Genomic DNA, 14,297 nt, shown 5'->3' with positions numbered 1-14,297 from the left:
CTGGATCGGGTTCGCGGGTCAGCGGCTCCAGCCTGCCGGGTCGGTGACCGGGCGGGCGTCGGTCGGCGGCGGCTCGACCGGCCGTCCCTCGAACTGGGTGGACAGCACGACGTACGAGTGCATCTCGCCGTGTTCGCCGAGCCGTTCGAACAGGCCCTCCAAGTGCCGCATCGACGCCACCCGGACCTTGAGCATGCTGCACGAACTGCCGCTGAGCTTGTGCACCTCGGCCACTTCCGGGAAGTCGGCGGAGGTGGTGGTCTTCAGCAGGCAGCGGCCGAGCTGGCAGCGCATCTGCACGAAGGCGGTCAGCGGCAGGCCCGCCTTCGCCGGATCCACTCGCGCCTCGTAGCCGGTGATCACCCCGGCCTCCTCCAGCCGGCGGACCCGGTCGGCCACGGCGGGCGGGGACAGGTTGACCCGGCGGCCCAACTGGTTGAACGACAGCCGGCCGTCGTCCTGCAGTTCGGCGAGGATGCGCCAGTCGATCTGGTCGAGCGGTCTCTGCATCCGGAAAGTATTGCGGCTGAATGCCTTGCGAACAACAACCGGATCGCGTAGATCACCGCTGTTCGCGCATTCAGCTGGGCTGGCGGGTTTTCTACCGTGATGACCATGCTTCGAACTGGGATGATCGACCGGCGGCGAGGCGCGGCGACCGCAGCGCTGTGCGCGGGCACGGTGGTGATGAACGCGGCGATGGGCATGGCGAGCGCGGTGAGCACGATCGTCGCCGGGGAGCGGTTGGGCACCGCGTGGGGTGCGGTGCCGAGCACCGCTGGAATCGTCGGCACCGGCCTGGGTGCGCTGCTGCTCAGCCACGGGATGAACCGGTGGGGCCGGCGGACCGGGCTGCTGCTCGGTTACGGCCTGGCCACCGCGGGTGGGTTGACCGCCACCTTGGCCGCGATCCACGGGGACACGGTCGGTCTGTGCGTGGGACTGCTGCTGCTCGGCTTCGGCAACGCCGGGGCGCAGTTGTCCCGATACGCGGCTGCGGAGATGTATCCGCCGCACCGGCGGGGTCGTGCGATCGGCACGGTCATCTGGGCGGCGACCCTTGGTGCCGTCGGCGGGCCGCTGCTGATCGCGCCGACGGCCGCGCTAGGTGGGTTTCTCGGCTGGTCGGAGCCGGCTGGTGCCTTCCTGGTCGTCGCGGCCTGTTGCGCGGTGGGTGTGGTCGCCGGGTGCGGCGTGCCGGCCCGGACGGGCGTGCGGGACAGCGCGCCAGGAGTGCGGCTGGGGCATCTGCTGCGGGCACCCGCGGCCCGCGGCGCGCTGCTGGTCATGGCGAGCGCGCAGGTGGTGATGGTCGCGCTGATGACCGCGGCGCCGCTCGACATGCACGAACACGGTGCGGGGCTGGGCATGGTCGGCGCGGTGTTGTCAGCGCACACGCTCGGCATGTTCGTGCTCTCTCCTGTCACCGGGCGGTTGGTGGACCGGTTCGGCACCCGGCCCGTGATGCTGTCCGGCCTGGTCGCGCTCGCGCTGTCCAGCGCGATCGCCGCGTCCGTCAGCGACCATTCGCTGCGCGGGGTGGCGCTGTTCCTGTTGGGCTACGGGTGGAACCTGTGCTTCGTCGGCGGAAGTGGTCAGATCGCCAGGCAGTTGCCCGCGGCGGACCGGATGCAGGTCGAGGGTGCCGTGGACGCGGCGGTGTGGGGCGCTGCCGCGGTCGCCGGCCTCGCCTCCACGGCGATCCTCGCGGCCGGTGGATACGCGACGTTGGGGGTGGTGGGCGGGGTGCTGGCAGTGCTGCCGATCGCCGTGTTGGTGCGGCGGCGGTGATCGATGCCGCGGCCTGCGCGTTCTGGGATCGCGCCACCGACGGTGTCCGCGCGAAGTGGTCGGCCGGGCGCCGCGAACACCGAAAATCACCACGAACAAGTGTTCTAAAAAGTATCCTGACGTGCTAGAATATCCTTGTCGGGCAGGGGGTTCGGGCGCATTTGGACCACTGTGGACCGTCGTCTTCGGGGGCGGATCGCAGTGGCGCTGAATGCTGCCCTCGACCGCGGGAAGGGGCACTCGTGGACGGTGTGCAGATCAGTCTCGGTTCGTTCCTCGACTACATGCGCAGCACGCCGCGCGGTTGCGCGGGCATCGTGCGGGACCAGCGGGAGATCTACCTCGATGAGACGAGCATGGCCTGGGCGTTCTACGGGCCGTTCCGGCTGGCGCTGCGGCGGGCGGTGACCTCGCCGGACGCGGTGGAGATCGTCGCGGCGGCGGTGCGGCAGGCGCGTCCGGTGCAGCAGCCCCACTTCCAGGAGCTGCACGCGGGATTCCAGCGCTGGTGGGGCAGGGCGAAGGCGGTCGGCGTGCCGATGACCTCCGCGCGGTGGAACATCGGTGGCCTCGCGGTCACCATCTCGGACCGGAGTTCGCTGGCGCTGCGGCGCCAGGACGGCCGCACCGAGGTCGTGCTGCCGTACCTGAAGGAACCCGAGCTGGGCACGGACTCCGCGAGCCTGGCGCTGCGGCTCCTGGAGCATGCGATGCCGGCCCTGCGGCCGGGGGCGACGCCGATGGTGCTCGACGTGCGCCGCGGAAAACCGTTGCGGCTGCGCAAGAACGCCAACCGGGTGGAGCTGGACGCGTTGCTGGCGGCCGAGGCGGCCAAGTACCTCGCGCACTGGACCGCGGTGGTGGGAGCGCCGGCGCCGTCGACCGCGTCGAGCGATGTGGGGTTCCGGCCGAGGCTGGTGCCGGAGATCCCGCTCCCACGGGTGGGCGGCATCTAGCGTCTACCGCTCGCTCGCCGGGGCGCGACCCGGATTTCCAGGGTTGCGTCCCGGCTTCGCGTCGGTTCGCCGTTCCGGCGCGGTGAATCGGCGGGAACGGCGCGGTCCCCGGCTTCAGCCGCGCCGGGGCTGGCGGTGCATCAGTCCGAAGCGGGACCACTGGGTCTCGGCCGCTTCGATGGACTTGCGGGTCCGCTCGGGGTCCACTGTGGATAGCTGGGCGACGATGGCCTGCGCGACCGCCAGCCCTGGCGCGAGGGAGGGGAAGAACGCCACGCCTTCGGCGGGGATCAGCAGCACCTCCTCCGCCGCTGCGGCCAAGTCCGGGCTGGCCGCATCGGAGAGCACGAAGACCCGGGCGCCGCGGCTGTGCGCTTCCTCGGCCGCGGTCACGGTGTGCTGGTACAGCCGCCAGAAGCTGATCGCCACCAGCACGTCGCCGGGTTCGATCCGGGACACCGCGTTGGCCAGGTCGGCGTCGTACGTCAGGGTCGCGTCGTACCCGGCCAGCCGCACGTTGTGGCTCAGCGCCGCGCCGATCGAGGCGTAGCTGCCGTGCGCGACGATCAGAACTCGCCGCGCCTGCGCGATCGCCTCGGCGATGGTGCGGATCTGCTGCTCGTCGAACCGCCGGTCGAGCATGGCCAGCGACTCCAGGTCCCGGCGCAGCGATGCGGCGCCGAGCTCGCCCTCGGTGTGCTGCGCCGCGGCGACCTCAGGAGCACTCAGCGAGGACAGGAACCGTGCGCGCAACTCCTGCTGCAGGTCGGACCAGCCGCTGAAGCCGAGCGCCTGCGCGGTGCGGCTGACCGTCGCGACGTTGACGCCGGCCAGCTCGGCGGCCTCGGCGGCGGAGCTGTAGGACGCCCGCCGGGGCTGCGTGAGCAGCACCTCCAGCACCGACGCGCCCTTGCTGCGCAGCCCGCGCTCGGGCACGCGCCCGCGCAGCCAGGTCTCGAATCCGTCGGATTCCCCGGCCGCGCTGGTGGTGGCGCTGTCGGTGGTCATCGTGTTCCCCTCGTCGGCCGTTCGGTGTCGGCACCCCTCGAAAGCACACTGTAACGAGCCCAAAACGCAACAGGTATTGCAAATCAGGATAACTGCACTATATGTTGCCAGTCACTTCGTCCGGTGCTGTGAAACTCCTGGAGGCACCCTTGTCCCTGCTAGCCCGGTTGGACCGGCTCCCGCTGAGCCGACCGCACTACTTCTTGCTGTTGATCGGCGGGCTCGGCTACACCTTCGACGGGATGGACGCGGCCGTCGTGGCCTTCCTGATGCCGAGCGTGCAGGACGTGTGGGGCCTGACCAACGCACAGCTCGGCCTCGTCGGCTCGGCCGCCCCGTTCGGCTTCCTGTTCGGCGCCACCTGCGCCGGGCTGCTCGGCGACCGCATCGGCCGCCGCAAGGTCATGATGTGGGCGCTGGCGGTCTACGCGGTGTTCTCCGTCGTCGCCGCGGTCGCCCCGAACTACGAGATCTTCCTCGTCGCCCGGGTGCTGGCCGGATTCGGGACGGGCGCGGAAAGCGCGATCATCGCGCCGTTCCTGTCCGAGTTCGTCCCGGCCGCGCGGCGCGGCTGGTTCGTCGGCGCGCTGGCCGGCTTCTTCTCCTTCGGCTTCGTCGGTGCCGCGCTGCTCGGCCGGTTCGTGGTGCAGCCGATGCCCGAGGGCTGGCGCTGGGCGCAGGTGATCACCGCACTGCCGATCCTGATGCTGCTGTGGTGGCGGCGTTCGCTGCCGGAATCGCCCCGCTACCTGCTGGCCAACGGCAGGACCGCCGAAGCCGAAGCGGTCGTGGTCGACCTGGAGCGCAAGGTTCGCGCGGCGACCGGGGCCGAACTCCCGCCGGTGCCGGAGGTCGCGGTGGAAAAGCCCGCCGAGGCCCGCAAGGTCGGGCTGTTCTCCGCGCTGAAGTACCTGTGGAGCGGCCGGATGGCGCGGCGCACCGCGATCACCTGGCTGATCTGGTTCGTGATCACCTTCTCCTACTACGGCTTCTTCACCTGGATCCCGACGCTGCTGGTGAAGCAGGGCATCACCGTCACCAAGAGCTTCGAGTTCTCGATCATCATCTACCTCGCGCAGGTGCCGGGTTACTTCTCGGCGGCGTGGCTGGGCGAGTTCCTGGACCGCAAGAACACCATCGCGCTCTACCTGGCGGGCTCCGCGGCCAGCGCGTTCTGGATGTCGCAGATGACCGACCCGGTGATGATCACGGTCTCGGCGGCGGTGCTGTCGTTCTTCCTCAACGGCACCTACGCGGCGGTGTACTCCTACACCCCGGAGGTGTTCCCCACCTGGATCCGCGCGTCGGGCACCGGGCTGGCCAGCGCGTTCGGCCGCGTCGGCAGCATCATCGCGCCGTCGGTGATCGGCGTGTTCGCCGCCTCGCTGGGCTTCGGGGGCGTGTTCGGCATGACCACCGCGGTGCTGGCGATCGGCGTGGTGTGCACGCTGCTGTTCGGCCTGTCCACCGCGGGCCGGTCCCTGGAAGACGTGGCCGAACCCGACACCGAGAGGGCGGGCGTGCGATGAAGTTGTCCGCAGTGGAAGAAGAAATCCGGCGGGAGATCGGCGTCCGGCTGTTCACCGTGCTGGCCTGGCTGCCCGGCCGCCGCGTGCTGCACCGGGCGCACACCAGCCGCCCCGAGCAGTACCCGGTGGGCGGGGAGAAGTCCGTCGAGGTCGCCGCCGACTGGCTGGACCGCTGCATCCGGCAGCAGAAGCCGTTCTTCGGGCCAGACGCGGACTCGGTCCGCCAGGTCTTCGCCGACCACGCGCTGATCGCGGAGCTCGGCTGCGGCTCGGTGATCAACGTGCCGGTCATCGGCACCGACGGCGCCACCTTGGGCGCCCTCGCCCTGCTCGACGCCGAGCACGCCTACGGCCAGGCCCAGGTGGACCGGGCCGCCGAGCTGGCGGCGCTGGCCGTTCCCGCGCTGGCCGAACTCGTCCAGCGCCTCGACAACACCACGGAGGAGTCGAACTCGTGACCGCCCTGCTGCTGCGTTCCGGCAAGCTGCTCGACGTCGAGACCGGCGAGTACGCCGAAGGCGACCTGCTGTGCGTCGACGGCCGGATCGCCGGGACCGGCCCCGGCCTGACCGCGCCGGACGGCGCGCGGATCGTGGACCTGGCCGGCGCCACCGTCCTGCCCGGGCTGATCGACGCGCACGTGCACGTCACCGCCGCCACCGCCGATCTCGGTGCGCTGCCCGCGTGGTCGCCGTCCTACGCCACCGCGCACGCCGCGCAGATCATGGGGAAGATGCTCGACCGCGGCTTCACCACGGTCCGCGACGCCTCCGGCGCCGACTTCGGACTGGCCGACGCGCAGGCCGAGGGCCTCATCCGCGGCCCGCGGCTGGCGTTCTGCGGCAAGGCGCTCAGCCAGACCGGCGGGCACGGGGACAGTCGTCCGCGCGGCACCCGGGTGCACGACGGGCACCAGTGCTGCGCCGGGCTCGGCCGGATCGCCGACGGCGTGGACGCGGTGCGCGCCGCGGCGCGCGACGAGCTCCGCAAGGGTGCGCACCACATCAAGGTGATGGCCGGCGGCGGCGTGGCCTCGCCGACCGACCGCATCGACTCCACCCAGTACTCGATGGAGGAGCTGCGGGCCATCGTCGAGGAGGCGGACGCCGCCAACCGCTACGTCGCCGCGCACGCCTACACGGCGCGCTCGGTCAGCCGGGCGCTGCGGGCGGGCATCCGGTCGATCGAGCACGGCAACCTCATCGACGAGTCCAACGTGGCCGAATTCCTCGAACACGACGCGTTCCTGGTGCCGACGCTGGTGACGTACTGGGCGCTGAAGACCGAGGGCCGCGAGTTCGGGCTGCCGGAGGACAGCTGGCGGAAGGTCGACGACGTGCTAGGCGCCGGGCTGGCGGCGCTGGAGATGGCGTACCGCGGCGGCGTCAAGATCGTCTACGGCAGCGACCTGCTCGGCGGCATGCACCGCCACCAGAACGAGGAGTTCCGGATCCGCGGCGAGGTCCTGCCGCCGCTGGAGGTGATCCGCTCGGCGACGACCACGGCGGCGGACCTGCTCGGCATGACCGGCGAGATCGGCACGCTGCGGGTGGGTGCCCTGGCGGACCTGGTGGTCCTCGACGGCGACCCGCTGGAGGACATCGCGAACCTCGCGAACCCCGAGCGCATCCGCCACGTCGTCCAGCACGGCGCCCTGGCGTGAGGTGAACGGACCGTTCGCCTCGTCTAGCGACGTGAACGGTCCGTTCGCTTCGGGCTCAGTGGTGTTGGTGGTGGGTGGGGTCAACGGGCCGTTCGCCTCGTCTAGCGACGTGAACGGTCCGTTCGCTTCGGGTTCAGTGGTGTTGGTGGTGGGTGGGGTGAACGGACCGTTCGCCTCGTCTAGCGACGTGAACGGTCCGTTCACCCCCCCCGGCTCAGCCGAGCACCGGGTCCCAGCCGGAGGACAGCCGGGCCAGGGACGTGCCGAGGCCGGTGGGACCGGGGAGCACGCTCCTGGTCAGGCCGACCGGGATGTTGTGGCGCAGCTCCGAGTCGAAGTACCGGCGGCATTCCCGGTGCCAGTTCAGGATTCCGGCCATCCAGTCCTGCAACTCCGAGGCGTAGCGGGTGAGCGTCGCCCGCGCCTCGGAGTCCAGCTCCCGCTCCTCGAACAGCGCCGGCAGCTCGACCTCCACGGTGTGCTCGAACTGCTTCATCCGCGCGGTCATCAGGTCGTGCACGATGTCGAAGGCCCGGTCCTGCCCGCAGTCCAGGAAGTTCTGCACGACCAGCACCGCGTTGTGCACCTCGCCCTCGTACTCGATCTCCTTGCGGTACGAGAAGACGTCGTTGACCATCGTCGCGTAGTCGATCGCCGAGTTCTCCATGTTGCGGATCGTGCGCGTCCGGTAGATCTCCGGCGGCACCGACTGCCCGTGCGAGAAGCGGGACAGGCTCATGGTGAGGTCCGAACCGAACGTCCGGCGCCGCATCTCGACGTAGTCGATCGGGTCCGGGATGTGGTTCTGGTGCTGGTTGTCCAGTTCCCACAGCCAGCTGTCGATCATGACCTCCACGGACTTCCGGAAGGCCTGGCGGGCTTCCAGCGGCATCGAGCCGGTCGTGCGCTCCCACAGGTCGGCCAGGCCGCGTTCCAGCATGTTCACCGGGACGACCGGACTCGCGCCTTCGAGGGGGAGCAGCTCCTTCAGGCGGGCGTTCTGCGCCTTCGCGCCCGCCATGTCCCGCCCGTGGCCGAAGACCGACGGGTAGTAGTCGTCGCCGTAGGTGCCCCACGTCAGCCATGCCGCCGACAGGTCCAGCTCCTCGATGGTCGCATCGGGGTCGAGCCCGGCGGAGCAGTGCGGGAGGTCGTTGTCCCGCAGCATCTGCTCGGTCCAGACCTGCGGCACGTCGTCGAACATGCCCATGGCGCGGGCCCATTCGGCGTTGTGCTCCCGCGAGACGTCGAGGTGTGGGGACATCGACACCTCGTAGGGCATGTAGAACTCCCGGGCCGAGATCTCGCCGACGGGCTGGAAGGGGACCCGGGTGAAGCTGCGCATCCGTTGCGGCGCGGTCGAAAGCAGCGACGAGACGATGTGCGCCGCCGCGGTCCCGAACCCGTTCGGCCCGGCCAGCACGGTCGGTGTGCTCGACCCGTCCGGGTAGCGGCCGGACTGCATGTGCCACTCGTGGCCGCCGGACTGCCAGTCCTGCAGGCCCTTCACGTAGCCGAGGACGGCCAGCCGGCCGACCGGGTCGATGCCGCGCTCGTCGAGCAGGCGCGGCACCTCCGTCAGCGCGGTGCGCTCGAACTGGTGCAACCGGGAGGTGAGCAGGTCGTTGACCGCGTCCGCGGCCTCCTGCGTCGTGCAGCCGAGGAACTCCTCGAAGACCAGCACGCCGTTGCTCAGCTCGCCCTCGTCCCGCACCTCGCGCTCGTAGGAGAACAGGTCGTTGCGCAGGTGCACGGCGTCGGAGAACGTGTCGCGCAGCACCTCCATCGGGCGGGTCGCCGCGATCTCGGCCGGCACCTCCGCGCCGACGGCGTGCTCCACCAGGTTCGCCGACCACGGCGCGCCGCCCACCTTGCGGCGCATCTCCACGTACTCGATGGGATTGGACAGCCGGTTCTCGGAGATGTTGGCCAATTCCCACAGCGATTCGTCCAGCAGGTGCTTGGTGTTCTCGGCGAACCGCCGCCGCCAGTCCGCGCTCATGGCAGGCACCGTGCGGGTCCACAGGTCGGCCAGGCCGCGTTCCACCGGGTTCGCCGGCTCCGCCGTGATCGGGCCCTCCACCGGCATGAACGCGGCCAGCCCGTCGAGGTACTCGCGGGCCCCGGCGAGGTCCGGATTCCGCTTGTACAGCTCGACGAAGTGGTCGTCGAAGTAGAACACCCACACGTACCAGTCGGTGATCAGGTCCAGCTCCGGGCCGTCCGCGTCCGGGTGCGTGTAGGCGCACAGCAGCGCGTAGTCGTGCCGGTCGAGGTCCGCCTCGTCCCAGATCGGCACGCCGTCCTGCGGCACGTCGATCATGTCCATCCGGTAAGCCCACGCCTTGCTGTGCTCTCGTGCCCGCTCCAGGTTCGGGTTCAGCCGAGCCGGATAGGACAGGTAGAAGTCCGGCAGTCGGAAGGGCTGCATGGTTTCGCGCACCTGACCTCTCTGCGATGGTCGTCGACCCTGCGCACGAAACCAGCGTTGGCGGTGGCCGCCAATGCCTTCGGTGGGGTTACACACGATCGAGAATCGGTGTCGCCCGACCAGCCCAGCACGACGCTGCGTTGGGTCACGCCTTCCGCTCGTGCACGACCACGCCGTCGACCATCGTGAGGTCCACCCGGCACTGCCCGATCTCCCCTGGTGGCAAGGAGAACGGGTCGCGGTCGAGCACGACGAGGTCTGCGGCCTTGCCGACCTCGACGGTGCCGGTTTCGCCGTCCACGTGGTTCACCCAGGCGCTGCCCGCGGTGTAGGCGGCGAGCGCATCCACGAGATCGAGCGCTTGTTCCGGCAGGAACGGAGCGTCGTCGGTGTCCGGTTCGCGCCGGTTGACCGCTACGTGCACCGCCTGCACCGGATCGGCGTCGGACACCGGCCAGTCGCTGCCCGCGGCCAGCACCGCGCCCGCGGCGCGCAGCGACCGGAACGGGTACTGCCAGCCGGCGCGCCGATGTCCCAGGTGCGGCACGGTCAACTCGGTCATCGCGGCGTCGTTGACCGCCCACCGGGGCTGGATCGTCGCGACGACGCCGAGTTCGTGGAACCGCGGGATGTCGCTCGGGTGCACCACCTGCACGTGGGCGATCTGGTGCCGCAGGTGCCGCCCGGGGGCGGCGGCGAGCGCGTCCAGCACGTCGCGCACCGCGCGGTCGCCGATCGCGTGGAAGTGCAGCTGGAACCCGTCGGCGGCGAGCTCGGGAACCACCTCGGCGAGGACATCGCGATCCACGAAGGACATTCCGCGGCCGTGACCGCCCAGGTACGGGAGTTGCAGCGCGGCGGTGAAGTTCTCGCACACGCCGTCCTGCATGATCTTCACCGCGTCGGCGCGGAACCGCCGCCCCCGCGCCCGCTCGCGCCGCTGCCGCAGCTCCTCGATCTGCTCCCGCCCGCGCCCGCGGTCCCACCACAGCGCGCCGCGGGCCTTGCCGGTCAGCAAGCCCTGCCGGTCGGCCGCCAGGTAGGTCTCCAGCGTGTCGTCGTAGCCGAGGTATGAGCCGATGATCGCGTCGTGCCAGGACGTCACGCCGCACGAGTGCAGGTGGCGCTGGCCCTCCAGCAAGCCCGCGAGGTACTCCTGCGCGTTGGTGGGCGGCAGCACCCGCTCGACCAGGCGGGTGGCGCCCTCGTGCAAGGTCCCGGCCGGTTCGCCGTCGGCGTCGCGCTCGATCCGGCCGTCCGGCGGATCCGGGGTGTCGCGGTCGACGCCCGCCAGCCGCAGCGCCGCCGAGTTCACCCACGCGCCATGGTGATCGCGGTTGAGCAGGTACGCCGGCCGGCTGCCGGTCACCGAGTCCAGGGCGGCGCGGTCGGGCGTGCCGCCCGGGAACTGGCCCATGTCCCAGCCGCCGCCGAGCACCCAGCCCGCGTCCGGCCGGAACCCGGCGATGCGGCGCAGGCATTCGGCCGCGTCGAGGCAGTCGGAGAGGTCGCAGCGAAGCCGTTCGATGCCGCCGTACACCGGGTGCACGTGCGCGTCGTGGAAGCCGGGCAGCAGCAACCGGCCGTCGAGGTCGATCACCTCGGTCGCCGGGGTCAGCCGGGCTCGCACGGCGGCGTCGCCGACGGCCGTGATCCGGCCGTCGCGCACGGCGACGGCATCGGTGAACGAGCGGGCGGCGTCCATTGTGGCCACCGGCCCGCCCGCGAAGACGACTTCGCGCATGCCCGGATTGTCGCAGGGCCGCGCCCCGGCGCGGCCGAAGCGAGCGGAGGAGGTCGTGAGTGGCTGTGGCCGTCATAGCGACCGTTGCCACTCACGACCCGCCGTCAGATGCGCTGTTCGCCGGTGATGACCGCGACCGCCTGCTCGCGGACGGGCTCGCCGACGTCCGGGACCTGGAAGCCGCAGCGCCGGATGTGCGCCACCAACTCCGATTCGGGGGCGACGCCGTGCTGGCGGAGGTAGTAGCCGACCGCGCCGGGCCAGATCCAGCTGCCGTCGGTGTGGAAGGTCATCGGCACCGCCGGGCTGCGGTGCGGGTCCAGCCGGTCGGTGTCGTAGCTGCGCGCGGCCAGCACGATCGGCGCCCCCTCCAGGTATTCGGCCACCTGGTCGCGCTCCGCCGGGTCCAGCTCCGGCCGCTCGGTGATCGGCCGCCCGCCGTCGTCGAAGACCTCGGCGGTGCGCAGGCCGGCCGACCCGGTGCTCGGCGGGGCCAGCCAGTCCGGCGTGGCGGCGGCGGGCCGCGGGTAGCGGCGCAGTTCCTCGGCGAAGGCCTCCGGCGGGGGAGCGGTGCGCCAGCTGGGCTGGTAGTCGCCGTTGAAGTCGACGGTGTAGCTGCCGGGCCGCTGCAGCCGGTAGAGCGCGCTGACCCAGGTGCCGCGGTCGGGCTGGTACATGCCGCTGCGCAGCCGCAGGAACAGCTCGGCGACGTCGATGGGGACGGCGAGCGGGACGGCCGTGCCGTTGGGGGCGAGCAGCTGCGCGACGAGTTCGCGGTGGTCGCCGAGTTCGCGGTATTCGACGGTGGCTTCCTGCCAGCCCGGAGGCAGGGCGCGCACGACAACCCGGCCGATCTCCTGGATCAGCTGCTGCTGCGCGACCTCGTCCAGCGATCCCGGTCGGTCATGGGGTCCCGGTTGGCTCATTCCTGCATCCTCCCAGTCGCGCGGGAACCGTGGGAGTCGTTTCGGCCAAGATCGCACACCGGTTCGCGCGACGCAGTCGTACGTCGTGCCCGGAAGCTTAGAACCCCACCGGGTGGGCGGTCGCGACCGAGTTGATCACGTTTCCGCACCTCCCGGAGCCATCCTGAACCCGCAGGTAACCGGTGGATACGCACCCGTTCCGGCGACGTAACCGCAGATTGTTGACAATCCGACGACGTGGCGTTTAATTTCTGGGCCATGGTCTGATTCATAAGCGGTGCCGGCGCCCTGCGCTGAGCAAGCCGCTATCGAAGAACAGTCCTGGAGCCATTCCGGCCGGATGTGGGAGGTGGGCATGCGAACCGAGTCCTACCGCAACCCCCGCCCGGCCCGATGGCTGTCTTCTTCCTCGCTCTGGCTGCGACATCACTGACCGACTCCTTCGGCAGTGGCCGGTGACCGTCGCGGGTGCCCCGCGGGTCGCCTGAACATCGTTTCCCGATGAAATCCGGGCGTGCGCGCCCGCGTCAGGTATGCGCTCTGAGAGGAGGTTCGGCCCGTGGTATTCGTCGACCGCGACCCGCTGATGAGGGTGATCTGGACGGACTCGGTAACCGGCTGCAACGGTTACCTCGTCGTGCACAGCCTCGTGTCCGGTCTCGCCACCGGCGGGACTCGGATGCGTGCCGGTTGCACGCTGTCCGAGGTGGAGGCGTTGGCGCGTGGCATGGCGCGCAAGACGGCCGTGTTCGACCTGCCGGTCGGCGGCGCCAAGGGCGGGATCGACTGCGATCCGAAGGATCCCGCCGCTCGCGGCGTGCTGAGCCGCTTCCTGCAGGCGATGCGGCCGTGGGTGGACGCGCACTGGGTGACGGCCGAGGACCTCGGGGTGCCGCAGCACCTGATCGACGATGTGTTCGCCGAGCTCGGGCTGCACCAGTCGTACCACGCGGCGATCCGCCGGGCGCCTGACGCGGAGCGCACGCTGCGCCGCGTCCGCGCCGGGCTCAACGCGCCGGTGCCGGGCGGCCTTTTGCTCGGCGACGTGGTCGGCGGCTACGGCGTCGCGCAGAGCTGCCTGGGTGTCGTGCACGCCCGCGGCTGGGCGGAGGCGGAGACCACTGTGGCCGTGCAGGGCGTCGGCACGATGGGCGGCGGCGCGGCCTACTACCTGCACGAGGCAGGGCTGAAGGTCGTCGCGCTGGCCGATGCGGCGGGTACCTTGCGGCATCCCGACGGGCTCGATGTCCCTGCACTGCTGGAAACCCGCGACCGATTCGGCGAGATCGACCGCGCCCAGGTGCCCCCGGACGTCGAGCAGCTGCCGCGCGAAGCCGTCCTCTCCGCCGAGGTCGACGTGCTGATCCCGGCGGCGGTCTCGTTCACCATCAAGGCGCCGCAGGTGCCGGAGGTCAACGCGAAGGTGATCATCGAGGCGGCGAACACCCCGGTCACCGAGGACGCCGAGGAAATGCTCGCGACGCGCGGGATTCCGGTGATCCCGGACTTCGTGGCCAACGCCGGCGCCGTGGCCTGGGCGTGGTGGCTGCTGCTCGGCCGGGTCGACGCCGACCCGGTGCTGTCCTTCCAGGTGTTGCGCGAGGAGATGCTGGCCAAGATCCCGCCGCTGCTGGCGGCGTGGGAGACCGAAGGCCTCACGCCGCGCGCCGCGGCGCTGCGGCTCGCGGAGCTCCGCAGCGAGCAGAACCGTGTCGCCGAGGAGAGCGGGCAGGGGCTGCTCAGCATCCCCTGACACCTGCGGTTTTCGACCCGCAGCGGCTGCGGGTTGCACACGTCGTTCACGCACTGCGATCGAGGTGTGACAACCCGCAGTCCGAGTGCTAGCGTTTGCGATGGTTGCAGTTTTGGTCCTAGCAGTACTGGAAAAGTGCCTGCCAGAACGCAGGCGCTTTTTTTGTGCCGTGGTGTTCCGGCCGCGCCGGGCACCGGGTGATCAGCTCGGCGACCGGGGGTCTGCGAAGTGTGGGCCCTGGCCAGCAGAATCAGGAGAAACAGGGAATGGCTATCGGTACGGTGAAGTGGTTCAACGCGGAGAAGGGCTACGGGTTCATCACCCCCGACGGCGGTGGCGCTGACGTCTTCGCCCACTACTCCGCGATCCAGTCCACCGGTTTCCGCACGCTGGAGGAACAGCAGCGGGTGGAGTTCGAGATCGCTCAGGGGCCGAAGGGGCCGCAGGCCGCGGACATCCGCGCGGTCTGAACCGGATCGTGCCCTACGGGCATGAC

At 70.7% G+C, this 14,297-nt stretch carries 12 protein-coding genes; 7 read left to right on the top strand and 5 right to left on the bottom strand.

The features are described from left to right. Positions 1-18: 18 nt before the first annotated feature. Complete coding sequence (locus AC07EQ_RS23890) at positions 19-510, bottom strand: Lrp/AsnC family transcriptional regulator (protein WP_478390117.1); 492 nt, start codon at positions 508-510, stop codon at positions 19-21. Between the two features lie 105 nt (positions 511-615). On the opposite strand from AC07EQ_RS23890, the gene AC07EQ_RS23885 reads away from it, so the two are divergent. Both AC07EQ_RS23885 and AC07EQ_RS23880 read left to right on the top strand, forming a co-directional pair. Then, positions 616-1,791, top strand: a complete 1,176-nt coding sequence (locus AC07EQ_RS23885; protein WP_478390116.1) for an MFS transporter — start codon at positions 616-618, stop codon at positions 1,789-1,791. 242 nt (positions 1,792-2,033) lie between these two features. Continuing rightward, positions 2,034-2,747, top strand: coding sequence for a hypothetical protein (locus tag AC07EQ_RS23880; RefSeq protein ID WP_478390115.1), 714 nt, complete (start codon positions 2,034-2,036; stop codon positions 2,745-2,747). 114 nt (positions 2,748-2,861) lie between these two features. On the opposite strand, the gene AC07EQ_RS23875 is transcribed toward AC07EQ_RS23880, so the two are convergent. Beyond that, positions 2,862-3,755 carry a MurR/RpiR family transcriptional regulator gene (locus tag AC07EQ_RS23875; RefSeq protein ID WP_132486732.1) on the bottom strand — a complete coding sequence of 298 codons (894 nt, stop codon included), beginning with the start codon at positions 3,753-3,755 and terminating at the stop codon, positions 2,862-2,864. Positions 3,756-3,904: 149 nt separating this feature from the next. On the opposite strand from AC07EQ_RS23875, the gene AC07EQ_RS23870 reads away from it, so the two are divergent. From AC07EQ_RS23870 to AC07EQ_RS23860, 3 genes are read left to right on the top strand one after another with little or no spacing between them, the layout of a single operon-like run. Further along, positions 3,905-5,284 (top strand): MFS transporter, encoded by a 1,380-nt coding sequence (locus AC07EQ_RS23870; RefSeq protein ID WP_478390114.1) that lies wholly within the window; start codon positions 3,905-3,907, stop codon positions 5,282-5,284. Then, positions 5,281-5,742 (top strand): GAF domain-containing protein, encoded by a 462-nt coding sequence (locus tag AC07EQ_RS23865; protein WP_478390113.1) that lies wholly within the window; start codon positions 5,281-5,283, stop codon positions 5,740-5,742. The genes AC07EQ_RS23870 and AC07EQ_RS23865 overlap by 4 nt, the downstream gene beginning before the upstream one ends. After that, positions 5,739-6,947, top strand: a complete 1,209-nt coding sequence (locus AC07EQ_RS23860) for a metal-dependent hydrolase family protein (RefSeq protein WP_478390112.1) — start codon at positions 5,739-5,741, stop codon at positions 6,945-6,947. The genes AC07EQ_RS23865 and AC07EQ_RS23860 overlap by 4 nt, the downstream gene beginning before the upstream one ends. A 214-nt stretch (positions 6,948-7,161) precedes the next feature. Here the strand turns inward: AC07EQ_RS23860 and AC07EQ_RS23855 are convergent, their stop codons facing one another. From AC07EQ_RS23855 to AC07EQ_RS23845, 3 genes are all read right to left on the bottom strand, one after another. Beyond that, the gene (locus tag AC07EQ_RS23855) at positions 7,162-9,378 is read right to left on the bottom strand and encodes a terpene synthase family protein (RefSeq protein WP_478390111.1); all 2,217 of its coding nucleotides are present in this window, start codon (positions 9,376-9,378) and stop codon (positions 7,162-7,164) included. Between the two features lie 145 nt (positions 9,379-9,523). Next, the gene (locus AC07EQ_RS23850; RefSeq protein WP_478390110.1) at positions 9,524-11,122 is read right to left on the bottom strand and encodes an amidohydrolase; all 1,599 of its coding nucleotides are present in this window, start codon (positions 11,120-11,122) and stop codon (positions 9,524-9,526) included. A gap of 104 nt (positions 11,123-11,226) precedes the next feature. Further along, positions 11,227-12,048, bottom strand: coding sequence for a hypothetical protein (locus tag AC07EQ_RS23845; RefSeq protein WP_478390109.1), 822 nt, complete (start codon positions 12,046-12,048; stop codon positions 11,227-11,229). A 586-nt stretch (positions 12,049-12,634) separates the two neighbouring features. Here AC07EQ_RS23845 and AC07EQ_RS23840 point away from each other — a divergent pair. Continuing rightward, on the top strand, positions 12,635-13,801 hold the full coding sequence (locus AC07EQ_RS23840; RefSeq protein ID WP_358569506.1) for a Glu/Leu/Phe/Val family dehydrogenase: 1,167 nt from the start codon (positions 12,635-12,637) through the stop codon (positions 13,799-13,801). A 266-nt stretch (positions 13,802-14,067) separates the two neighbouring features. Next, positions 14,068-14,271 carry a cold-shock protein gene (locus AC07EQ_RS23835; RefSeq protein ID WP_358312196.1) on the top strand — a complete coding sequence of 68 codons (204 nt, stop codon included), beginning with the start codon at positions 14,068-14,070 and terminating at the stop codon, positions 14,269-14,271. The last annotated feature ends 26 nt before the right edge of the window (positions 14,272-14,297 follow it).

The organism is Saccharopolyspora sp. NPDC045839 (assembly GCF_056431645.1).
This window is presented reverse-complemented; position numbering and strand designations above follow the sequence as displayed.